Raw genomic sequence first — 21400 nt, 5'->3', positions numbered from 1 at the left:
AAATCAAATTGCAGTCGAACGCGACAGTTTTGAATTCAGAAGCTTCTTAATCCCATGTTGCCCAGAGACTCCCTAGGCCACATGCCAGCAAACATACCCAGCAAAAGAGAGAGAAATCACCATAAAAATTTGATTTAACCGCTCTTTGTTAAGCTTGCGCACAGCGGCAAGGCACTAAGTAGCGAAGGAGCAATTGTAACCATTGCCTTAGTTGTCGCCCTTGCAGTAATTGCAGGCACCGCAATCGTTGCATAGCGATCATTTGACGGCCTTGTGGGGTCGGTATTTCAAGGCCGCGCCAAAGATGCTCGCTTGACTGCAGAGGCGGGGACCGCATTTATTATTAGCGAGTGGAATCGACCAGCCAACAGGAGGCTTTACACCGGCCGGCCTATGGGGAGCCGGGAATCCGCTAAAAATCGATGCACTGCTCCGTCCCCAACTTACGAAGTTGCAAACGCTTCAAATCCAACTCTCCAAGCTACTAGTTTCAAGAATGCGGCAGAAGTTAGCCTGCCTAGCAGCAGCAATGACACAACAAGATCATTCAAGCTAATACGAGCAACTTTCACCCCTGGATCAGCCGCAGGCAGAGGAACACCATTAGGGCACCTCTGGTACAAAAATAGATTTTGATCTTATAACACCAAGTTTTCTCGGTGTTGCGGCAGAAACTTATTCAGTGGCTTATGGTACAAAAACTTTAGAGTCGGCACATGAGGCAATTCAGGCTTTCTAGATTAACGAAATAAGTTACGTGCAGCACTCAGATGCTTGCAATCATTAGGGTTTCACGCCAGTCCTTAATATCCTTTCAATTGAAGTGAACTGACCGTGCTCGACCAGCGCCTCCTGCGCGACAGCCCTGAGCTGATCACCACCCAGCTGGCCCGTCGGGGCATGGCGCTAGACCTCGCTCCTCTGCAGCAGATCGCCCGCCAGGAGCGCGATCTCGAGGAGCAGCGCAGCAACTTTCAAGCCGAGGGCAACCGCATCGGCAAGACCGTGGGGCAGTTGATTCAGGGCGGATCTGCCCCAAACAGCCCCGAGGTGCAGGCCCTGCGCGATCAGGGCAACGCCATCAAGCAGCAGGTGGCCGCCCTCGAGGAGCAGGAAAAAGCCCTGGAACTGCAGCTGCGCGACGCCCTATCGGCCCTGCCCAACCTGCCCTCACCCGAGGCGCCCGATGGCCGCAGCGAGGCCGACAACATCGAGATCAAGCGTTGGGGCAGCCCCCGGGTAGAAGACGGCCTGCAGGAGCACTGGCAGATCGGCGAGCGGCTCGGCCTGTTTGAAACCGAGCGCTCGGTGCGCATCGCCCAGAGCCGTTTCATCACCCTGATGGGCGCTGGCGCCCGCCTGGAGCGGTCCCTGATCAGCTTCATGCTCGATCTGCACACCGCCAAGGGCTACCGGGAGGTGATGCCGCCGATCCTGGTGAATTCCGCCAGCCTCACCGGTTCGGGCCAGCTGCCCAAATTCGCCGAGGAGAGCTTCCGCTGCGCCGACGACGACCTCTGGCTCACCCCCACCGCCGAGGTACCAGTTACCTCCCTGCACCGCGACGAGGTGATTCCTGCCGAGCAGCTGCCGCTCAAATACGCCGCCTACACCCCCTGCTTCCGCCGCGAAGCCGGCAGCTACGGCCGCGACACCCGCGGCCTGATCCGCCTGCACCAGTTCAACAAGGTGGAGCTCTACTGGTTTTGCCATCCCGACCACTCCGCCGCCGCCCACCAACAAATCACCGCTGACGCGGAAGCCGTGCTGGAAGCCCTCGAGCTGCCCTACCGCAAGATCGAGCTCTGCACCGGTGATATGGGCTTCTCCGCCGCCCGCACCTACGACCTCGAAGTGTGGCTGCCAGGCGCCGGCTCCTATCGCGAGATCTCCAGCTGTTCGGTGTGCAACGACTTCCAGTCCCGCCGCTCCGCCATCCGCTTCAAAGATGGCAAAAACACCCGCCTGCTCCACACCCTCAACGGCAGCGGCCTCGCCATCGGCCGCACCATGGCCGCCCTGCTCGAAACCGGCCAGCAGGCCGATGGCTCCGTGCGCCTACCCGCAGCCCTAGTGCCTTACTTCGGGGGCGACACGATCGCAGCGGGGTGATGGATCAAACCCAACACCTGAGCACCCAACTGGAAGGAATGGAGCGTCTGGTGGATGGCTACGGCCCAAGGGCACCGACCGGCACCACCACAACCCCATCGGTCCGGCGATAGCCGTACCCCTTGCCGCAGATCACGGCGAGAAACGCCGGTGCCCCCGAGCGTTGGCTGTCGATCTGCTCTGAGAAGCGCTTGAGGTTGGCGGCGGCCTGGTCAACCTGCCCCTCGCCGAGCTTGATCTCGATGGCGCCCCAGCGCCCATCGCGCAGCTGCACGATCGCATCCGCCTCCACCCCGTAGTCATCGCGGTAGTGCAATACCTCTCCTTCCAGGGGTTGGCTGAGCACGCGCAAATCGCGGATCACCAGTGATTCGAACAACTGCCCGAACCACTCAAAATCCTCGAGCAATCGCTCCGCAGCAGCCCCGCTGGCCGCCAGCGCTAGCGATGGGTCGACGAAATGACGCTTGGGGGCCTTGCGCAGCCGCGCCCTCGAACGCAGATGGGGAGCCCAGGCGGGCTGATCTTCGATCACCATCAGCTGCTCCAACGCCTGCAGGTAATCCGTCACGGTGCGCTCATCCAGGGCGCCATCGGCGCCACCGGCATCGGCGGCCAGTGTTGAAAGCCTGGCCTCAGTGGCGCAATGGCGTCCGAGAGAGCGCAACAGTGCCCCCACCCTGGCTGGATCGCGGCGGCGATCCACTCGGCTGATGTCAACCTGCCGCACCTGCTCGAGGTAGTCGCGGGCGGCCCGGCTCGCCGCTTTCAGGGGCCTGCCCTGCTGCGCCGGCCAGCCGCCGCGGGCAATCAGCGCACCGAGATCCTGCACGCTCAGCCCTGGATCCGCCACGGCCTGCACCTCGCCAGCAAACAGCTGACGCAGCGACACGGCGCCGTTGGAAACTCCGGATTCGAACAAGCTCATTGGTCGCATGCGCAGGAACCCGAAACGGCCGGCGCCGGTGTGGCGGCTGGCATCTTCCGCCGGCACCGCTGAGCCGGTGAGCAGAAACTGGCCGGGCTGATCGGAGGCATCGACGGCCCTGCGCACCTGATTCCAGAGCTCGGGTGCCACCTGCCACTCATCCAGCAGTCGCGGCCTTGCTCCTTCCAGCACCAGCCTCGGCTCCACCGCCAGGGCCTGCCGCGCAGCCTGGTCGATGTCGAGCAGCACGCGGGAGGCGGATTGCTGCGAGGCCGTCATCGTCTTGCCGCAGGCCCTAGGCCCTTCGATCACCACAGCACCTGCGGATTCCAACAGCTCCCGCAGTTCACCATCCACGATCCGGGGGCTGTAGACAGGCACTCAGGCTCACTAATACGGTAAACACCGGCATCTTAATGCGGAAAATGCGGAGCTTCAAATCCGGTTTTTGCAGGCATCGTGATGATGCTTTTGCCGACCAGCTGGCGTCAGTCGATGGAGCGCCCCTTGGGCAGGAGTGCCCGTGACCGGCACCTCATGCTCCAAACCCGCTTGCTGCAGCAGGGGTCGATCCCAGGGATGCGCGAATCGATCCTTGAAGGCATGGCCACCGCCCCTGCTTAGTTGAGCAGCGAACCAGGTTGGTGAGCTGGACGATTCTATTCACTAAGCAAGCTCAGCAAGACGCCCGCAAACTTGCCTCCGCATCACCGGCCCTCAAGCTAAAAGCCCAGAACCTGCTGGGACTTCTACGGGACGATCCCTACCAACAGCCCCGCCCTAAGAAGCCCTTGTTGGTGACCTGAGCGGCGCCTACTCACGGCGCATCAACATTCAGCGCCGGCTATTATACCAGGTACTCGATAAAGAGCGCAGGGAATACTTATCGAGCCGACCAGGGCAGATAGGCATGCACGATTGACTGAGGATTCAGCTAATCGCGCGTATCTAGGCCGCGTATCTAGGCACAGAGCCGGAGCCGCCTCACCTACTTCGGGAACAAAAACTGCACCTGAGCCCGGATTGTCACATCACCGAAAAGATCAGGCTTCACCACATTGGCGTAGGCCTGCAGCGACGCATTAATCGGTTGCTTGCCGATGCGAAACAAGCGGCCCACACCGCCGCCCACCGGCAGAATCCACTGGTCGCCACTGGTCGCCCGCCAGTTGGCGGTGATGATCGGTGAGGTCACCAGATACCAGCCATGGGGCAGGTTGAAGTTAATGAAGGGCTGCAGCAGGAAAGCGCTCACCGAGCTGCGATCGCTATTGCCCGCAAACGACCAGATGTTGTTCACCAGCGCCCCAGCCACCCAGGGGCCCTTGCTGTACACCGCCACCGCCGCCGGCCCCGCAGACCACTTACCCCGGCCCAGGCTGCTATCGCTAGCCGTTGGTAATACAAGCGTGGGACCCAAACCAAAGGTCCAAGCGCCCCTGCCCTTGGGCACGAAGAAGAAGCTGGGGTTGAGATCGCCGATGCCATTTTGATTGCCCGTTGCCGTCGGCTGGCTCAGCACCGGCAGAATCGTGCGGGTCACCAAAGTGAGATCCGGGCTGAGCGAAAACGGCACCACTGGCTGAATATTCAGCAGGCTCTGGGTTTGGTCTTCATTGGGCCCAATTCCCGGGGTGAGGTTGTACTGAAACGGAACACTGACCAAATTCGAGATCGGGTTCTGGGCCTCAGTGGCCAGCGCCTCGTTTTGGGCTTCTTGGACTGCTTCTTGCACTGCTTCTTGGACTGCCTGCGGCTCTACTGCGGCGGGCTCTGCTGCGGCGGACTCTGCTGCGGCGAGAAGTTGCAGCAAGGTGGCGCAGATCAGGGCACTCAAGAAGCGAGTCATATGGGTAAAAACAACTACTGCTGAGGCGGGATCTTAAGAATCGCGCTGCTGCTGCCACGGGCCGGGTTCGGCGGGGAACACACGGCCGCAGCGACTGGACTTAGCCAAGACTTAGTTCAGCACCAAAGAGTGCATACCGCCCCCCTGGCCCCAAGCAAACCCAGCACAATGGACGCATAAATAGCGGGGCCTGGATGGGCGTTCTCACAGCACTAGCGATCCTGGCGGGGCTGATCGTGGTGCACGAGGCAGGGCATTTCTTTGCTGCGACCTTGCAGGGAATCCGCGTCAGTAGCTTTTCGATCGGCTTTGGGCCGGTGCTGATCGAGCGCCAGCGCCGCGGTGTGCAATTCGCCCTAAGGGCCATTCCCCTGGGCGGCTTCGTGGCCTTTCCCGATGACGATGAAGACAGCCCCATCCCCAAAAACGACCCCAACCTGCTGAGCAACCGGCCCCTAGCCCAGCGGGCCCTGGTGATCGCCGCCGGCGTGTTGGCCAACTTGGTGCTCGCCTATGCGGTGCTACTCGGCCAGGGCCTGGTGCTCGGCATACCCGCCGGTTTCAGCGCCAGCCCCGGCGTGCTGGTGAGTGGCGTGCAACCCGGCCTAGCCGCTGCAGCTGCCGGCCTCCAGCCGGGAGACCGCATATTAAGCCTCAATGGCAGCGATCTTGGCGGCGGCCAAAGCGCCGTTGCCGCCTTGGTGGAGCGCATCAAGGCCGCCCCCGAGCAAACCCTGCGCCTCGAAGCCGAGCGCAACGGCCAAACCCTGCCCCTAGATCTCACCCCCGCCGATCTCGGCGGCGTTGGCCGCATCGGCGCCCAGCTGCAACCCAATGGCACCGAGGCCTTCCGCCCCGCCCGCACGCCCCTGGAGCCCTTCCGCCAGGCCAACCACGACTTCGCCGCTCTCACCAGCCGCACCGTGGAAGGGTTCGTGACCCTCGCCACCCACTTCGGCGAGACCGCCGGCCAGGTGTCTGGCCCCGTAAAAATTGTGGAAATGGGGGCGTCGCTGGCCAAGCAGGGCGGCAGCAGCCTGTTCATCTTCACCGCCTTGATCTCGATCAACCTGGCGGTGCTCAATGCCCTGCCGCTACCCCTGCTCGATGGCGGTCAGTTCGTGTTTCTGCTGCTCGAGGGCCTGCGGGGTAAGCCCCTGCCCGAGCGCTTTCAGATGGCCTTCATGCAGTCGGGCTTTGTCTTCCTGGTGGGCTTGAGCGTGGTGCTGATCGTCAAGGACACCTCCCAGCTACCGGTCGTGCAGCAGCTGCTTGGGCGCTGAGCCTCACCGCCGCAAGGTAAGATCGAAAGCACTTATCCGATCGCAGTTCAGGCCGCATGGCGAAGAAGTCGATGATTGCGCGCGATGTCAAGCGCAAGAAGATGGTTGAGCGTTTTGCCGCCAAGCGCTCTGCCCTCAAGGCAGCCTTCGACGCCGCTGCAGGTCCCATGGAGCGTCTGGAAATCCACCGTAAAATCCAGCTGCTGCCCCGCAACAGCGCTCCCAACCGCGTACGCAACCGCTGCTGGGCCACCGGCAAGCCCCGGGGCTACTACCGCGATTTCGGTCTGTGCCGCAACCAGCTGCGCGAGCGTGCCCACAAGGGTGAGCTGCCTGGAGTGGTCAAGTCTTCCTGGTAATCAGCCAAAGATTCCCAAGGCGCCTACGGGCGCTTTTTTTATGGCCAAGAAAGCCCATAAACACGATAAAAAGCGAAGGATGCCCCAGTAGTAACGGCCTAAATGCGAGAATGGTCCCTGACAACAACAGGACATAAGCGCACGTGCAAGGACAAACTCAGTCGATCTCCTTCGATGGTCGGGAGATCCGGCTGACCACCGGTCGTTTCGCCCCCCAGGCTGGGGGCTCGGTGATGGTTGAGTGTGGTGATACCTCGGTTTTGGTCACCGCCACCCGCTCCGGCGGTCGCCCAGGCATCGATTTTCTGCCCCTAACCTGCGATTACGAAGAGCGTCTCTACGCTGCTGGGCGCATCCCTGGCAGCTTTTTCCGTCGCGAAGGCCGTCCCTCTGAGCGGGCGATTCTCACCTGCCGCCTGATCGATCGGCCGATCCGGCCCCTATTCCCCAGCTGGATGCGCGACGACATCCAGATCGTGGCCACCTGCCTCTCCCTAGATGAGCGCGTGCCACCCGATGTGCTCGCCGTCACCGGCGCCTCGATGGCAACTCTGCTGGCCGGTATCCCCTTCTATGGCCCCATGGCCACCGTGCGGGTGGGTCTGCTCGGCGACGACTTCGTGCTCAACCCCAGCTTCCGTGAAATCGAGCGCAGCGAGCTTGATCTGGTGGTAGCTGGCACGCCCCAGGGCGTGGTGATGGTGGAAGCCGGTGCAAACCAGCTGCCAGAGCAAGATGTGATCGAAGCGATCGACTTCGGCTACGAAGCGGTGTGCGAACTGATCAAGGCGCAGCAAAACCTGCTCAAGGAGCTCGGCATCGAGCAGGTGATCCCCGAACCCCAAGTCATCGACCCCACCCTGCCCAACTTCCTTGAAAAGGAATGTGCCGGTGGCATCGGTGAGGTGCTCAAGCAGTTCTCCCAAACCAAAACCGAACGCGACGAGAAGCTCGACGCCATCAAGGCCGAGGTGAGCGAGAAGATCGCCGCCCTAGCTGAAGACGACCCGATCCGCTCCGCTTCCAGCGGCAAGGCCCTGGGCAACAGCTACAAGGACCTGACCAAAAAGCTGATGCGCGCCCAGATCCTCCAGGAGGGCAAGCGTGTCGATGGCCGCAACCTTGATGAAGTGCGGCCGATCAGCGCCGCCGCCGGCGTATTGCCCAAGCGGGTGCACGGCTCAGCGTTGTTCCAGCGCGGGCTCACCCAGGTGCTCTCCTGCGCCACCCTCGGCACCCCGAGCGACTCCCAGGAAATGGACGACCTCAACCCGTCCACCGAGAAGCACTACCTCCACCACTACAACTTCCCCCCCTACTCCACCGGCGAAACCAAGCCGATGCGCTCCCCCGGCCGCCGCGAAATTGGCCACGGCGCCCTGGCTGAGCGGGCGATTGTGCCCGTGCTGCCCAACAAGGAGTCCTTCCCCTACGTGCTGCGCGTGGTGTCGGAGTGCCTCAGCTCCAACGGCTCCACCTCGATGGGTTCGGTGTGCGGCAGCACCCTCGCCCTGATGGATGCCGGCGTGCCCCTTAAGGCACCAGTGAGCGGCGCCGCCATGGGCCTGATCAAGGAGGGCGAGGAGGTGCGCATCCTCACCGACATCCAAGGCATCGAAGATTTCCTTGGCGACATGGACTTCAAGGTGGCCGGCACCGAAAAGGGCATCACCGCCCTGCAGATGGACATGAAGATCACGGGTCTAAATATGAAAACCGTGGCTGAAGCCGTTAACCAAGCCCGCCCTGCCAGGCTGCACATCCTCGAGAAGATGCTCGAGGCGATCGACAAGCCCCGCGACACCATGTCGCCCCACGCCCCACGCCTGCTCAGCTTCCGCATTGATCCGGAACTGATCGGCACCGTGATCGGCCCCGGCGGCCGCACGATCAAGGGCATCACCGAGCGCACCAACACCAAGATCGACATCGAAGATGGCGGCATCGTCACGATTGCCAGCCACGATGGCGCTGCCGCCGAAGAGGCCCAGCGCATCATCGAAGGCCTCACCCGTCGCATCAGCGAAGGTGAGGTATTCAGCGGTGCCGTGACCCGCGTCATCCCAATCGGTGCCTTCGTGGAGATCCTGCCTGGCAAGGAAGGGATGATTCACATCTCCCAACTCTCCGAAGCCCGAGTGGAGAAGGTGGAAGATGTGGTGAACGTGGGTGATCAGGTAACCGTGCGCGTACGCGAAATCGACAACCGCGGCCGCATCAACCTCACCCTGCGTGGCGTGCCCCAAAGCGAAGCTCCTGCACCGGAGTGATTGAAAGGGAGGGCTGCTAACTAGCCCTTTCTAAATTTGGTCTCGAGCACTTAGAGCCGGCCCTGCAAGGCCGGCTTTTTTGTTGGAAATCAACGCATGAATGAGCTCGCCTTAGCGCCAACTAAAAACTGAAGACCGGGGTGGGGCCAACTACATTTTTCGCAGCGGGCTAAGTCCTAGCTAAGTCCACCAGCAAAAAACGATCACTCCCTTCCAGCCATCACCCTCTGGCCCTCAAACAGCAAAACCAGGATCAATCACAGCCATCGCCGCCGCCGCCTTTTCGCACAATTCGGCGTGGGCTCTGCCGTGGCTGGCGATCAGGCAACCGGCCTGGCGTACGTCACCGCTGTTGTAGGCCAGGGCGCGGCCGTCGGCATGGCTGAAGGCGCCACCGGCGGCGCGCAACACCGCCTCAGGCGCTGCCATATCCCAATCCTTCGGGGCGCTCTTGCCCGACAGGGAGATGTAGAGATCCGTCTCGCCGCGCAGGATCGTGGCAACCTTGCCGCCCACACTGCCGATCGCCTTGGTGTCGCCCAGGGCCAGGGCCGCCAGCAGCTGCTCGAGCCGCTGGTCGCGGTGGTTGCGGCTGGCCACCAGCACCAACTCGCCGAGAGCTCGCCGGCCACTAAGCCGCACCGGGCTGCGCTCGCCTGCTCGGCTTTCGCACCAGGCCTCTCCTGCCGAGCCCGCCAACCCTGGCATCACGCCCAGCCACAGCTCCTCCAGCTCCGGCAGCAGCACCACCCCCAGCACCGGCTCGCCGCCGTGAACCAGGGCCAGATGCACCGCATATTCGCCCGTGCCCTGCAGAAAGTCTTTAGTGCCATCGAGGGGATCGAGGATCCACAGCCACTCCGCTGCCAGGGGCTCGCCTTCAGTGAGCTGCTCCTTGGCGGTTTCCTCGCTCAGCACGGTCCACGCGGCCGCGGGGAAGGCTGCGGCCAGGCCCTCCAGCAACCACTGGTTCACCGCCAGATCCGCCGCACTCACCGGGCCCTCGCCGCCCTCATCCACGCTCAACGCCGGCGGGAAACCATAGGGGGGCTGCTCGCCCCGGCCATAGGCCAGCAAGATGTCTGCCGCGCCCCAGCTAAGCCGCCGCAGCTCCACAAGCAAGCCTTCGAGCGCAATGCCTGAGGGCAGGGGGAGGGCAGCCGGCATCATGGGTTGGCAGGGTTCAGCATTTTGCAGGAGCCCACCCCAAGCCGTGCAAGCCCCCGAACCCGCCCCCGGCGTGCTCTACCTGGTGGGCACCCCCATCGGCAACCTGGCCGACCTCTCACCCCGCGCCCGCCAGGTGCTCGCCGGCGTGCAGCGCATCGCCTGCGAAGACACCCGCCGCAGCGGCCTGCTGCTGCATCAGCTCGGGCTGCGTCAAAAAGAGCAGGGGCCGCGGCTGGTGAGCTTCCACGCCCACAACCAAACCGCCCGCATCCCCGAACTGCTCGCGGCCCTCACCGCCGGCGAAGCCCTAGCCGTGATCAGTGACGCCGGGCTGCCGGGCATCTCCGATCCTGGCGAGGTGCTGGTGGCGGCCGCCCGCACAGCTGGGCACAACGTGATCTGCATTCCCGGCCCCAGCGCCGTCACCACCGCGCTGGTTAGCAGTGGCCTGCCGTGCGGCCGCTTCTGCTTTGAGGGCTTCCTGCCGCCCAAGACCAACCAGCGCCGCCAGCGACTGCAGGAATTGCAAGCTGAGCAGCGCACCATGGTGCTGTTTGAAGCCCCGCACCGGCTGCTCGATCTGCTCGACGATCTGCTGGCGGTGCTGGGTGATCGGCCCCTGCGCGTCGCCCGCGAACTCACCAAAAAGCACGAAGAGCAGGTGGGCCCCAGCGTGAGCGCAGCCATCGAACACTTCCGCCGCACGCCGCCCCAGGGGGAATGCACCCTGGTGTTGGCAGGCGCCCTGCCGCCAGAGCCCCTGGCCTGGGATAGCGCTGCCCTCAGCGCCGAGCTGCAGGAGCTGCAGCGGGCCGGCCACAGCAGCAACGCCGCCGCCAAGCTGCTGGCCGAGCGCACCGGCCACAGCAAGCGGGAGCTCTACGCCCTGCTGCACCAGGAGCCGCTGCAGCCCGAGTCCTGACCGGGCAGACTGCATCCAGAGCGTTCTCCTGTTGCCCTGATGGTCGTGCGCCTGCGCCTGCTTGCATCCAGCCTGCTGGGCGGTGGCTTGCTGCTAGCGATCCTCTGCCTGGGTGCTCAAAACCTCGACCAGCGCCCCAGCCTCAACCTGGGCTTTGCCCGCAGCACCCCTCTGCCAGCCGGTTTTCTGGTGGGCATTGCTCTAGTAATTGGCGTACTCAGTGGCGGCTGCAGCGCCGCCCTGGTCGCCCCCCGCAACGAGCAACTGCCCGGGGATTAAGTGCCTGGCGATTAACTGCCTGGCAAAGAGTAGAGGCTGCCCTCCATCACCACCCGGCTGATGCCTTGGGCGATCAGGTAGGGCGCCGTGCGCTCAAGAATACGAGTGTCTGGCACCTTGATCACCCGCTGGGTGCGGCCGCAGTGGCGTTTGGCCTGGCGGGGATTAGCAAACACCATCAGAGCCTGCCGCTCCTCTTCGCCATCGGCTAGCTGGCCAAGTTCGGGGAAGTCCTTGAGCGGCTTGGCTTGGAGCTCCACTGTTTTGTCAACCAGCATGTAAACGCTGGCTGGAAGGGGCGCATCTGCGAGCGGCTGGCATTGGGCCGGCTCGCCAACGTGATCCACCAGCAACAGCGGCACGGCCACAAACTGGTCGGCTAGGTCGTCGTCAGCGAAGTCGAGATCATTGGCGTCATCGCCAAAATCATCGGCATCATCGATCGCTAGCACCGCATGGTCTTCGTCGTCGCCGGCCGGCTCTGGCAGCTCAGGCTCTGGCTCTGGCAGCTCAAGCTCAGGGGGTTCAGGCTCTAGAGGTTCAGGCTCCAGGGGTTCAGGCTCTGATGGAGCTAGTTCTGGAGGTGCTTGTTCTGGAGCAGCTAGTTCTAAAGCAGGTTGTTCTTGTGAAACTTTGAGCTGCCGGATGCGTTGCTGCTTGAGCTGCTCGTATTCAGCTGGCTCCAGCCCAGCCTTGACCACGCGGCTCACCGTGTTGGTGCTGCAGCCATAGGCCTCTGCCAGCTCGGCGCTGACGTCACCAGCGCGGTAGCGAGCCACGATCTCGATCTTCTGGCTGTCAGTGAGCCGGGTGGCAGCCATGGGGCGAGAGTTGCGCAGCAGACCAGTGTAGGCCGAAAGAGCCAGCAGGTTTAGGGGGTTGGTGGCTTGACGTTCGGGCAGCTGGCACCGTTGAACCTCGAGGCGATGCGCGCTGAGCCCTCTTGATAGATCTTCTGGGCTTTTTGGGTATCACCCGCAGCCTGGGCGGCACTGAGCTTGCCGGCAAATATGCCGCAGGCATCATCCAAGCTCACAGCCTGGGCGCCCAAGGGAGCCGCAAGGGCCAGCAGGCCAGCAGCAGAAAAAAGCAGGGCGAGCCGCATTTCAAAATTGATAACTATTGCCATTTTGGCGCCAAGGCCGCAGTTGTGTGGCCCCCACCTGCTGAGCGATCATTGCAACGGCTGCTCCCTTAGCTCAGCCGGATAGAGCAGCTGCCTTCTAAGCAGCCGGTCGTTGGTTCGAATCCAACAGGGGGCGTTACCAAAAGCCAAGCGGTGTCAGGGGTTTAGGCCAGTCACCGCAGGGGCTTTCAGGAGAGGGGCTGATCCGACTGGATCGGCTCAAAACCGCCTGAAACCGTCGAGATCGGACTATTTTTTACCCAGTTTTTACCCAAGACCCGTGGCCAGCCCGCCGTGGCTCAAGGACCTCTCCCGCAGCTTCAAGCGAAGTCGTGGCGGGCGGGGTGGCTGGTTTCTCCAGCTGCACCACGACCGCCTGCGGGTGCTGAGCGCCGAGCTGCCGCTCCGCCCTGATGAACCTGCAGGAGCGGCTCCCAAGGTCCGGGCCGTCACCCTGCAGACCAGCGCGGCGCCCGACAAGACCTCAGAAGCGCTCACAGAAGCAATGGCCATCCATGAAGCGGTCATGGCTGGCACCTGGCGCTGGCCAGACCCGGAGGACTGCCTCCCCGCAGGCAATGAGCGCCGGCTACGCCCGGAGGAACTGAACAAGGTGATCCTGCGGCTTGAGAAGGGACTGCTCGGGGAGACGGTGGGGATCTCCACCTGGCAGCGCACCTACCTTCCTTATTACGGGAAGCTCACGCAGCAAGCGGCCAACCGGCACTGGCTACTCGACGAGGAGCTGCTGGAAACCACCCTGCGGCACTGGGCTCCCAACAGCCGCTCACGCCAGATGGCGTTCAACCGCTACCGGCAGCTGTGGAAGGCAGCTGGCTGGCCCTGGCCGGAGTCCTTGGCGCCCTTGCGCGGCAATGGCAAGGCTGTGGCGCCCCCGGAAGGTGTTCGCGCCTTCAGTGACGAGGAGATCACCGAGCTACGCGCGCGCGTCGAGGCCAGCCTTCGTCTTGGGGCGGCCGACCTGGTGGCTTGGGACTGCCTGGTGGCCTTTGGGCTGCGCCCTGCTGAACTCAAAGGTCTGGTGCTACTCAAGGAGCAAGGGCACCCCGTGGCCGTGGTCTCCCATACCAAGCGCAACAGCCGGGGCAGCACGGGTCAACGCCGCGTACCCGCTGTTCCCCCTGCTGGCTGGCCAGCCGATTGCCAGCAGCTCGTCGATCGCTTCTTGACCTACGGACTGCCGGACTGTGTGGTGCAGCACCGCTCGCCTGGCGAAGTACTCAGCCAGCAGCTCAAGCGTCTGCAGCAGCGCCAGGCCATTGCCGCCGAGCTGCCTTCGGAGCTGACCTCCTACGGGCTGCGCCATGCCTTTGCCCTGCGGCTGGGCCTCGACCTGGGGCTGCATGTGCGCGAGAGCGCCGCCTTGATGGGCCACTCACCAGCGGTGCACCTGCAGACCTACGGCCGCCGACTGGAGATGCCTCGCCTGGAAGCGCGGGTACGGGAACTGGTCAATCGCCCCCCTCTTGATGCCGATCACTGATGCAAAAGACCTGGAGCGCAGGTTCCCAAATGGGATGCAGAAAACATTATTAAGCTTGCACGGCGGCCCCTGCCCCGCTTGCGTCGCAGCACTTCAGCGTCAGCAAGGCAGAAGGGCAGCGTGTTCCCGTATGGGACACCAGCAGAGCCGGAACCAGGAAAGGGGTTACCGAAAAGAGCGCCACACAGGATTCCATTTAGCAACCAAATTAGGGGCATCACGCTAATACGTTCAGCCCGCAGATAGGCGGATCAGAGAACAGTTGTGTCTCGGGAAGTTCGCCTACATTCCGATCCAGGCGAACCCAGGCGCTCCATGGCGTATACACACTCAACCCGGGAGGCCTGCGAGGCCCTACGCATTAGTGACAGAAGCCTGTTGCGTCTGCGCAGAGATGGGGTGCTGCGGGCTGGAGACCATTTCCGAGCAGCAGGCGCCGGAGTAAGCAGACCTCCCCTGCTGTGGAACATTGATGAAGTGGAGCGAACACTGGCTCGCCGCAGTCGCCGGCTGCTCTGAGGCCTGAGCGCCCAAGGCTTCCTCAGGGCAAGCGCAGGATCTGCTGCGCATCGTCCAGGCAACGCACCACGCCGGCGCGGCCGCCGAGCTGCTGCACCAGCCGCAGGAACTTCTCCTGCTCCTCGCTCAAGCGGCCCCGGACTGTCTTCACCTCAAGGGCGGTGAATAGTGCCAGGGCCTGACCCAGGTGCTCGGGGCCGATCACGACCTGGCTGAGGCCGATCAGGTCGCTGCTGCCTTTGCACAGTCCGTAGGTGACCAGACGGCCGCGCTCATCGCGCAGGGCGCCGACGTTGTTGCGCCATAGCCGCACCGGTCCGTGGCCCAGCTCCAGGCGGATCCGCTGCTGCAGCTCCTGCTCGCTCATGCCAGCAGCTCCCACTGGCCGCGCGCCTGGCGGCTGGCGATCACATGCCGCGCCCAGCCCTTGGGGTTTTTCATGCCGCGCTGGATTCCCAGCGCTTCCAGATCAGCCGCGGTGCGGGCCTGGCGCTGCTCGCGGCGGCGCTCTCTGCGCAGCTCCTGTTGGCTCAGTTCACTCAGCTCGCCGGCCACCGTCACCAGCTGGCGTTTTTCAGGCCGGAACTGCTTGCCGCATTCCGAGCAGAGGCTGGCGGCGCTGGCCATGGCGCAGAAGCACTCCGGACAGGTCTTCACGGAGGGAGCCTTGCTCTGCTTGCGCTTGCGCACGCCCTCGAGGCTCCACTCCTGCTCGTCGAGGTGGTGACCGAGACGCTCGATATTGCCGACGTGATCGAGGATCACCGCCTGCTTGCCCGGCTGGGGCCGCAGGCAGCGACCGATCATCTGCAGGTGCAGCGCCAGGCTCTGGGTGGGCCGCAGCAGCAGGCAGCCCCCCACCGACGGCACATCGACCCCCTCACCAATCAGGTTGCAGCTGGTGAGCACCTGCAGCTCACCGCTGCCGAGCTGCTCCAGCAACCGCCGCCGCTGCAGGGGGTCCATCGAGCCATCGATCAATGCCGCGGCCACGCCCCGTTCCGAGAAGGTTTCCGCCACGGCTTGCGCGTGGGCGATCGAGCAGCAGAAGGCGATGGCCGTGCTTCCGCTCAGATGGCTGAGGTAGTGACTAACGGCATCGCCAAGGATGCGGCTGCCGCCCAGCTCACCGGCGGCCTGCCTCAGGTCGAAATCCCCCATCCGCCGGCGTAGGCCCTTCACCGAGAACCCCAGCGGTGGGGCAAACACCCGCGCCGGTGCCAGGTAGCCCTCGGCGCAGAGCCAGGCGGCACTGGGGCCGAGCACCAGGGCGGAATAGAACTCGCCGAGGCCGCGGCCATCGCCTCGCACCGGAGTGGCCGTGACGCCCAGCAGCAGGGCTCGCTCAAAGTGGCCGATCACCTTGGCCCAGGTGCCGGCATTGCTGTGGTGGGCCTCATCCACCACCAGCAGCTGGAACAGATCGGCCGGTAGCTGCGCCAGGCGCCGGGCCAGGGTCTGGACGCTGGCCACCTGCACTGGCGCCGCCAGGTTCATGGAGCGGCCGGCGGCAATCACGCCATGGCGCACTCCCATAGCCGCCAGGGAGCGGCAGGCCTGATCAAGTAGTTCAGCCCGGTGCACCAGTACGGCGATGCGCTTGCCGCGGGCAGCGGCCTGCTCGGCGATGTGGCTGAAGACCACGGTCTTGCCGCCGCCAGTCGGCAGCACAAAGAGCACGGCGCGATGGCCCGAAAGGAAGGCCTGGCGGACGCGCTCTACGGCCTCCTGCTGATAGGAGCGCAGGCTGAAAGACACACCGGCAAGGCAGCACCGCGGCAGAGTTTAGGGCTTGCGAAACACCGGCTAGGCTTTCGGGCAAGCATTTTAATGCCACCATGAAGCGCATCCAGTTGCAGCTGCCGGAGGCCGTGGTCTCCTGGATCGATGACCACGCCGCGGGCATCGAGAGTCGTGCCTCCTTTGTGCGCCGCACCCTGGTGCAGGTGATGCGTGGCGAGGGACGGTCGCTCAACGCTCAGCAGCCCGTACCTCCTGCTGGGGCCCAAACTCCCCAGCGCTGATGGCCACCGATGTGCTGGCAGCTGCGGCTGGCCAGTGGCCGCGGCTGCTGATCGAGCTCGCTGCTCTGGCACCGGAGCAGCTGGAGAACCGCCATCAGCCCTGCCCCGCCTGCGGCGGCACCGACCGCTACCGCTGGGACCGCGATGACGGCCCGGGCGGCTGGTTCTGCAACCAGTGCGGAGGCCGCGAGCAGCGCGGTGGCGGTGGCAGCGGCATGGATCTACTGCTGCGCCTTACCGGCTGGGACTTCGCCACCGCTGCCCGCCGCATCGAGGCCCACCTGGCCCTGCCGGCGCAGCCAGCCCCGCACCGGCCAGCCCCTGCCAGCCCCAGGCACAGCCGCTCAGGCAGCAAGGCCGGCCGACCTACCCGCATCCCCGACACCCCACCGCCCGCTGCCCGGCCACCGGAGCTGGGCAGCGCCAGCGGCCAGTGGTGCTACACCGATGCGGCCGGAGCACCGCTGTTCTGGGTGCAGCGGCTGGATCTGCTGCAGGGCGGGCGGCAGCGCAAGGTGTTCGTGCAGCGCACCTGGCTGGCTGGGGGCTGGCACTTCCCCTCCCGCCGCGATCCGTTCCGCTCCGACTGGCCGGCCCCCAGGCCGCTCTACCGGCTGGCGGAGTTAGAGCGCCACTTCTGGTCGCCGGTGCTGATCACTGAGGGGGAGAAAGCAGCCGATGCCGCAGTAGTGCTGTTCCCCGATCACGTGGTGGTGAGCTGGTGCGGCGGCAGTCAGGCAATTGGCAGCGTCGACTGGAACCCCCTGGCCGGCCGTGCCGTCAGCCTCTGGCCCGATGCCGATACCAGTGGCCGTGAGGCGATGGCGCGGCTCTCGGCCCTACTGCTGGAGCTCGGCTGCCTTGTGTCGGTGGTGCTGCCGCCGGGCAGTACGGAGGCGGACTGGGACCTGGTGGATGCGCCGGGCGCAGCGGGCTGGGATCTGGCCGATGCCAGCTGGAGTGCGGCAGAAGCCCAGGCCTACCTGGAGGCCCATTGCCGAACAGTGCAACTACCGCAGTCAGAGGCAGACGACGACGCGAAAGCCCCGGCAGCTGATCCGGCACCTGCGCTGCAGGGCGGTGCTTCTCATGCAGTGCCGCCTGAGCGACCAGGCCCCTCAGGCGATGAGCCCTTCGTGTGCCTGGGCTACGACAGCGACGGCTACTTCTATCAACCGCGCTCCACCGGCCAGGTGATGAGGCTGGGCTCCTCTGCCCATGGCGGCGTGAACCTCTGCCGGCTGGCACCCCTGGCCTACTGGGAGACCCTCTACCCAAACAAGCGAGGCGTGAACTGGACGGCCGCGGCTTCTGATCTGTTCTGCCGTCAGGCGGCGGTGGGAATGTTTGATCCCGATCGCTTGCGCGGCCGCGGCAGCTGGTGGGACGAGGGCCGCTGCGTGCTGCATCTGGGCGATCGCCTGGTGGTGGATGGTGAGCCGCGGCCACTCAGTGCCACCCTCGCTAGCCGCTTTCATTACCAGCGCGGTACTGCCCTAGTGGGCACGGGAGCTGCCCAACCGCTCAGCGACGAGGAGGCCCTGCTGGTGCTCACCCTGGCGGACCGCTTCCACTGGGAGGTGCCGGCCTCGGCGATGCTGCTGGCGGGCTGGCTGACGCTGGCGCCGATCTGTGGTGCCCTGCGCTGGCGGCCCCACCTCTGGCTGAGCGGGCCGGCCGGCTCGGGCAAGTCGCATCTGTTTGAGCGCTTCTGCGGCGTGCTGCTGGCTGACATGGCGCGGGTGTTCGTCGGCAGCGTCACAGAAGCTGGCATCCGCCAGACCCTGCGCTCCGATGCCCTGCCGGTGCTGATCGATGAGGCGGAGAGCAACGAGCGAGAGGACCAGCAGCGCATCCAGGCGATCCTGGCGCTGGCGCGGGTGGCGAGCTCCGAATCCCGCGCAGCGATCGTCAAGGGCTCACCTGCCGGCGAGGTGGCGCGCTATTCGGTGCGCTCGATGTTCCTGCTCTCCTCCATCGCCACCGGGCTCAAACAGGGTGCCGACCGGCGCCGCTTTGCGCCGCTCAACCTGCGCAACCCCAGCGAGCTCCCCCAGCAGCAGCGGGAGGCGCACTGGCAGGCGCTGGACCGGGACCTCGAGCAGCTGATCACACCGGCGTTCGCGAACCGGTTGATCGCCCGCACCGTGGCGCTGATCCCGGTGATCCGCCGCTCGATCGTCGTCTGCTCCCAGGTGGCGGCCGCTCACTTCGATTCTCAGGCCCTGGGCGATCAGTACGGCACCTTGCTGGCCGGTGCCTGGTCACTGCAGGCCTCGCGCGTGCCCAGCGCGGCGGAGGTCCAGAGCCTGATCGATGGCGCGGACTGGAGCAGCTACCGCGAAAGCACGGAGGTCCCTGATGAGCGCCGCTGCCTCAATCGGATCCTGCAGCACCAGCTGCGGGTGGAGAGCGAGGAGCGCACGGTGGTGACCCGCACCGTGCTGGAACTGGTGGAGCTGGTATCCAGCGCCCTGCCCTCACCGATGGAGCCGGTGCGGCCGGCCGATGTCGCCGACCTGCTGGCCCGTCATGGTCTGCGGGTGCGGGAGGGGGAGCTGCTGATCAGCAACAGCGCAGAAGCCATTGCCCGCATGCTGGCGGATACCTCCTGGGTGACCAATTGGGGTGCCATCCTCAGTCGCCTGCCTGGCGCCAGCCGCTCGCAGCTGGTGCACTTCCGCGGCCTGGGCAGCTCGCGGGCTGTGGCCCTGCCCCTGGCCATGCTCACCGGCGCCGGAGCGTTAGAAGGGGCCGCTCTCTAACAGGGCTGTTAGAGCAAAACCCCTTGCAGTGACTGGCTTCTAACGTTCTAACACTCCTACAGGGGGTAGGGACTCTCTCTTTACACACCCCAGTGCACACCCCCGATCCAGGAGAGACCCCCTGCCTCCCCCTCTTTGCTTGTGTAACTATCTCTTCCTGTTAGAAGGTTAGAAAGAAGAGGAGGGCACCCCAGAGTTGCTGCTGCGCAGTGGATCTGAGGTCTAACGGCAACTGTTAGAACGCTGTTAGAACCGCTCCGGCCTGTTAGACGGACTCGGGCAGGCCAGCTGCAGCAGCCAGCAGCCCTTGAGTGGATAGGCAGGAGCGGGCTCGCTCTCACCGGTAGCGCGACGCATGGCCACAGGGAGCAACCCTTGGCAACGCGGCTATGCTTTCGGGAACGCAAATACACCGCTTCTCATTCGCGTTGGCATTGCTTTTCCCTCTGCAGGTGTTGTTTACGCGTGGCTGCCGGACACCCTCCCGCTGCTGATCCCAGCGCTCTTGCGCTGCTGGAGGCTCGCCAGCTCGATCCCATAGAAGCCCTGCGCACTGCTGCTTTGGCAGAGGACGCCGACGGCCGGCCCCTGGGCGAGACGGTGGGCGTTGACCCCAGCCGCCCGGTAGGCAAGGGCAATCCACCGCGGCAGAAGCGTGGGGCAATCCCAGTTCCTAGACCCAGCCGGCTGGAGATCGAGCGCCGCATCGCGGAGGCCCAGCTGTGGATCGCTCAGCGACTGCCGCTGGTACAGATCCTCGAAAATGCTGGTGAGAAATGGGGGGTCCGCAACAGCCAGACGGTGAACCGCTACCTCAACCTCGCCCGCGAGCGGATGGTGGAGGAGCTGATCACCGACCGCCGCCGCCACCAGGCTGAGCAGATCTTTGCCCTAAATGAGTGCGCCCGCCGGGCCATGGATTCCGAGCAGTTCAGCGCTGCCGTGGGTGCCTTTCGGGTGATCGCTGAGATCGGCGGCCTGCTGCGCGCACCGATCAAGCCACCGGAGCCACGGGCATGACCGCGAGCACCAGCGCCACCGTGATGCCAGCACCGGTGCTCACGCCACATGCCGTTGCAGAAGGCGGTCTGCTGCTGAGCCAGCTCGACCCCTGGGGTGACGCCGGCCTGCTGCACCTCCCCACAACCAACACAGCCGAGCCAGCAGAACCCCAGAGCCTGCGCAGCTTCATCGCCGAGGCCTACCCCCGCTACGGCTTCCACCGCTGGGCTGAGGTTCTGATCGACCTGCTCCAGCAGTTGGCCGATGGCCAGCTCAGCCGTCTGATCGTCACCTGTCCTCCCCGGCTCGGCAAAAGTCTCCTGGTTTCCAAGTTGTTTCCGGCCTACTTCCTGCAGCGCTACCCGCACCTCTTCGCGGCGATTGCCTCGTACTCAGCCGAACTGGCCTACGCCCATTCCAGAGAAGCGCGCCACTTCTACCGGGTGACCGGCCACCTGCTGGCCCGGGACTCGGCGGCCGTCGGCAACTGGTTGACGCGGCAGCGGGGCGGCTGCATCGCTGCTGGTGTGGATGGCCCCTTTACCGGCAAGGGTTACAGCCTGGGGATCATCGACGACCCCTACAAGGGCCCTGGTGATGCCGCATCCCCAGCACTGCGGCAGAAACTTATCGACTGGCTGCGTTCGGTGTGGCTGACGCGCGCTGAGCCCGCCTCGGTGCTGGGCCCAGACGGCAACACCCAGCCGAACCTCTCGGCTCAGGTGGTGGTGCTCACCCGCTGGGACCACCAGGACGTGATCGGCTGGTTGTACGAGCAGGAGCTGGGGGAAGCGCCGCAGCACTGGACCGTGCTCGACCTGCCGGCCATCGCTGAGGAGCCAACCGAGCGGGCCAAGCTGCCGCCCACCTGCACCCTGATCCCCGACTGGCGCCAGCCAGGAGAAGCCCTGTGCCCGGAGCGGTTTCCCCTGCCGGAACTACTCAAGATCCGCGCCCGACTTGGCGCCTACTGGTGGGCGGCGCTCTATCAGCAGCGGCCCAGCCCGGCATCGGGCTCAATCTTCCTGAGGCAGTGGATCCGGCCGCCCTTCCCCCGTGAGGAGGGCAGCCAGCGCCAGTACGCCCTGCTGGCGCTCTCCTGTGACCTCAGCTTCAAGGGGGAGGCGGAGAGCGACTACTGCGGCTTCTGTCTGGCTGGTCTGCTGGCACCACCAGCCCGCTCTGCCATCCCCCGATCGGGTGAATCTCAGGGGCAGATGGCCCCGGCGGCACTGGAGATCGAGGTGCTCTGGGCGGCCCGGCACCGCTTTGGCCTGCCGGAGGTGAT

The 21400-nt window shown here is 64.8% G+C and carries 20 protein-coding genes and 1 tRNA gene; 14 read left to right on the top strand and 7 right to left on the bottom strand.

The window, feature by feature from the left end:
* Window positions 1–834: 834 nt before the first annotated feature.
* Window positions 835–2112, top strand: a complete 1278-nt coding sequence (serS, locus tag KBY74_RS08260; protein ID WP_254942286.1) for a serine--tRNA ligase — start codon at window positions 835–837, stop codon at window positions 2110–2112.
* A 58-nt stretch (window positions 2113–2170) separates the two neighbouring features.
* Here the strand turns inward: serS and KBY74_RS08255 are convergent, their stop codons facing one another.
* Entirely contained in the window at window positions 2171–3421 is a 1251-nt protein-coding gene (locus KBY74_RS08255; protein WP_254942285.1) for an ATP-binding protein, read from the bottom strand.
* Window positions 3422–3502: 81 nt separating this feature from the next.
* On the opposite strand from KBY74_RS08255, the gene KBY74_RS08250 reads away from it, so the two are divergent.
* The gene (locus KBY74_RS08250) at window positions 3503–3664 is read left to right on the top strand and encodes a hypothetical protein (RefSeq protein ID WP_254942284.1); all 162 of its coding nucleotides are present in this window, start codon (window positions 3503–3505) and stop codon (window positions 3662–3664) included.
* Between the two features lie 364 nt (window positions 3665–4028).
* Here the strand turns inward: KBY74_RS08250 and KBY74_RS08240 are convergent, their stop codons facing one another.
* A complete protein-coding gene (locus KBY74_RS08240; RefSeq protein WP_254942283.1) occupies window positions 4029–4889 on the bottom strand; it encodes a neuromedin U in 861 nt (286 codons plus the stop codon).
* 194 nt (window positions 4890–5083) lie between these two features.
* Here KBY74_RS08240 and rseP point away from each other — a divergent pair, with 194 nt between their 5' ends.
* From rseP to KBY74_RS08225, 3 genes are all read left to right on the top strand, one after another.
* The gene (rseP, locus tag KBY74_RS08235; protein ID WP_254931163.1) at window positions 5084–6172 is read left to right on the top strand and encodes an RIP metalloprotease RseP; all 1089 of its coding nucleotides are present in this window, start codon (window positions 5084–5086) and stop codon (window positions 6170–6172) included.
* A gap of 56 nt (window positions 6173–6228) precedes the next feature.
* Window positions 6229–6531 carry a 30S ribosomal protein S14 gene (gene rpsN / locus KBY74_RS08230; protein WP_254931164.1) on the top strand — a complete coding sequence of 101 codons (303 nt, stop codon included), beginning with the start codon at window positions 6229–6231 and terminating at the stop codon, window positions 6529–6531.
* 143 nt (window positions 6532–6674) lie between these two features.
* Window positions 6675–8801: a polyribonucleotide nucleotidyltransferase gene (locus KBY74_RS08225; protein WP_254942282.1), complete on the top strand. Its 2127-nt coding sequence runs from the start codon at window positions 6675–6677 to the stop codon at window positions 8799–8801.
* A 234-nt stretch (window positions 8802–9035) separates the two neighbouring features.
* On the opposite strand, the gene KBY74_RS08220 is transcribed toward KBY74_RS08225, so the two are convergent.
* On the bottom strand, window positions 9036–9971 hold the full coding sequence (locus KBY74_RS08220) for a 3'(2'),5'-bisphosphate nucleotidase CysQ (RefSeq protein WP_254942281.1): 936 nt from the start codon (window positions 9969–9971) through the stop codon (window positions 9036–9038).
* Between KBY74_RS08220 and rsmI the strand changes: the two genes are divergently transcribed.
* Together rsmI and KBY74_RS08210 are read left to right on the top strand one after the other, a co-directional pair.
* A complete protein-coding gene (gene rsmI, locus KBY74_RS08215) occupies window positions 9970–10893 on the top strand; it encodes a 16S rRNA (cytidine(1402)-2'-O)-methyltransferase (protein WP_254942280.1) in 924 nt (307 codons plus the stop codon). The two genes, KBY74_RS08220 and rsmI, sit on opposite strands and share 2 nt — an antisense overlap.
* A gap of 39 nt (window positions 10894–10932) precedes the next feature.
* The gene (locus KBY74_RS08210) at window positions 10933–11172 is read left to right on the top strand and encodes a hypothetical protein (protein ID WP_254942279.1); all 240 of its coding nucleotides are present in this window, start codon (window positions 10933–10935) and stop codon (window positions 11170–11172) included.
* A gap of 11 nt (window positions 11173–11183) precedes the next feature.
* Here the strand turns inward: KBY74_RS08210 and KBY74_RS08205 are convergent, their stop codons facing one another.
* Window positions 11184–11993: a hypothetical protein gene (locus KBY74_RS08205; protein ID WP_254942278.1), complete on the bottom strand. Its 810-nt coding sequence runs from the start codon at window positions 11991–11993 to the stop codon at window positions 11184–11186.
* 50 nt (window positions 11994–12043) lie between these two features.
* A complete protein-coding gene (locus tag KBY74_RS08200; protein ID WP_254942277.1) occupies window positions 12044–12277 on the bottom strand; it encodes a hypothetical protein in 234 nt (77 codons plus the stop codon).
* Window positions 12278–12360: 83 nt separating this feature from the next.
* On the opposite strand from KBY74_RS08200, the gene KBY74_RS08195 reads away from it, so the two are divergent.
* From KBY74_RS08195 to KBY74_RS08185, 3 genes are all read left to right on the top strand, one after another.
* A tRNA-Arg gene (locus KBY74_RS08195) sits at window positions 12361–12434 on the top strand.
* Window positions 12435–12578: 144 nt separating this feature from the next.
* Window positions 12579–13802, top strand: coding sequence for a hypothetical protein (locus KBY74_RS08190; protein WP_254942276.1), 1224 nt, complete (start codon window positions 12579–12581; stop codon window positions 13800–13802).
* A gap of 315 nt (window positions 13803–14117) precedes the next feature.
* The gene (locus tag KBY74_RS08185) at window positions 14118–14321 is read left to right on the top strand and encodes a hypothetical protein (RefSeq protein WP_254942275.1); all 204 of its coding nucleotides are present in this window, start codon (window positions 14118–14120) and stop codon (window positions 14319–14321) included.
* Window positions 14322–14343: 22 nt separating this feature from the next.
* Here the strand turns inward: KBY74_RS08185 and KBY74_RS08180 are convergent, their stop codons facing one another.
* The gene (locus KBY74_RS08180) at window positions 14344–14688 is read right to left on the bottom strand and encodes a VRR-NUC domain-containing protein (protein WP_254942274.1); all 345 of its coding nucleotides are present in this window, start codon (window positions 14686–14688) and stop codon (window positions 14344–14346) included.
* On the bottom strand, window positions 14685–16079 hold the full coding sequence (locus tag KBY74_RS08175) for a DEAD/DEAH box helicase (RefSeq protein ID WP_254942273.1): 1395 nt from the start codon (window positions 16077–16079) through the stop codon (window positions 14685–14687). The genes KBY74_RS08180 and KBY74_RS08175 overlap by 4 nt, the downstream gene beginning before the upstream one ends.
* An 80-nt stretch (window positions 16080–16159) precedes the next feature.
* Here KBY74_RS08175 and KBY74_RS08170 point away from each other — a divergent pair, with 80 nt between their 5' ends.
* From KBY74_RS08170 to KBY74_RS08155, 4 genes are all read left to right on the top strand, one after another.
* Window positions 16160–16345 carry a hypothetical protein gene (locus KBY74_RS08170; RefSeq protein WP_254942272.1) on the top strand — a complete coding sequence of 62 codons (186 nt, stop codon included), beginning with the start codon at window positions 16160–16162 and terminating at the stop codon, window positions 16343–16345.
* A complete protein-coding gene (locus KBY74_RS08165) occupies window positions 16345–19110 on the top strand; it encodes a primase-helicase zinc-binding domain-containing protein (RefSeq protein ID WP_254942271.1) in 2766 nt (921 codons plus the stop codon). The genes KBY74_RS08170 and KBY74_RS08165 overlap by 1 nt, the downstream gene beginning before the upstream one ends.
* Window positions 19111–19575: 465 nt before the next feature.
* Window positions 19576–20130, top strand: a complete 555-nt coding sequence (locus tag KBY74_RS08160; protein WP_254942270.1) for a hypothetical protein — start codon at window positions 19576–19578, stop codon at window positions 20128–20130.
* Window positions 20127–21400 (top strand): terminase (locus KBY74_RS08155; RefSeq protein WP_254942269.1); only part of this gene is annotated, 1274 nt, incomplete at its 3' end. The genes KBY74_RS08160 and KBY74_RS08155, both read left to right, overlap by 4 nt.

The sequence above is a fragment of the Cyanobium sp. A1C-AMD genome, from assembly GCF_024346495.1.
In the GTDB taxonomy this organism is placed as follows: Bacteria; Cyanobacteriota; Cyanobacteriia; order PCC-6307; family Cyanobiaceae; genus Cyanobium_A; species Cyanobium_A usitatum.
The sequence above is the reverse complement of the archived record's forward strand: the minus strand, read 5'-3'. Positions and strand labels throughout refer to the sequence as shown.

Bases quoted from the DNA above. Each gene is read 5' to 3' on its own strand.
- KBY74_RS08250 (WP_254942284.1), top strand. From the start codon at position 3,503: ATGATGCTTTTGCCGACCAGCTGGCGTCAGTCGATGGAGCGCCCCTTG.
- KBY74_RS08210 (WP_254942279.1), top strand. From the start codon at position 10,933: ATGGTCGTGCGCCTGCGCCTGCTTGCATCCAGCCTGCTGGGCGGTGGC.
- KBY74_RS08240 (WP_254942283.1), bottom strand. From the start codon at position 4,889: ATGACTCGCTTCTTGAGTGCCCTGATCTGCGCCACCTTGCTGCAACTT.
- rsmI (WP_254942280.1), top strand. From the start codon at position 9,970: ATGGGTTGGCAGGGTTCAGCATTTTGCAGGAGCCCACCCCAAGCCGTG.
- KBY74_RS08165 (WP_254942271.1), top strand. From the start codon at position 16,345: ATGGCCACCGATGTGCTGGCAGCTGCGGCTGGCCAGTGGCCGCGGCTG.
- rseP (WP_254931163.1), top strand. From the start codon at position 5,084: ATGGGCGTTCTCACAGCACTAGCGATCCTGGCGGGGCTGATCGTGGTG.
- KBY74_RS08185 (WP_254942275.1), top strand. From the start codon at position 14,118: ATGGCGTATACACACTCAACCCGGGAGGCCTGCGAGGCCCTACGCATT.
- KBY74_RS08170 (WP_254942272.1), top strand. From the start codon at position 16,160: ATGAAGCGCATCCAGTTGCAGCTGCCGGAGGCCGTGGTCTCCTGGATC.
- KBY74_RS08205 (WP_254942278.1), bottom strand. From the start codon at position 11,993: ATGGCTGCCACCCGGCTCACTGACAGCCAGAAGATCGAGATCGTGGCT.
- rpsN (WP_254931164.1), top strand. From the start codon at position 6,229: ATGGCGAAGAAGTCGATGATTGCGCGCGATGTCAAGCGCAAGAAGATG.
- KBY74_RS08220 (WP_254942281.1), bottom strand. From the start codon at position 9,971: ATGATGCCGGCTGCCCTCCCCCTGCCCTCAGGCATTGCGCTCGAAGGC.
- KBY74_RS08200 (WP_254942277.1), bottom strand. From the start codon at position 12,277: ATGCGGCTCGCCCTGCTTTTTTCTGCTGCTGGCCTGCTGGCCCTTGCG.
- KBY74_RS08180 (WP_254942274.1), bottom strand. From the start codon at position 14,688: ATGAGCGAGCAGGAGCTGCAGCAGCGGATCCGCCTGGAGCTGGGCCAC.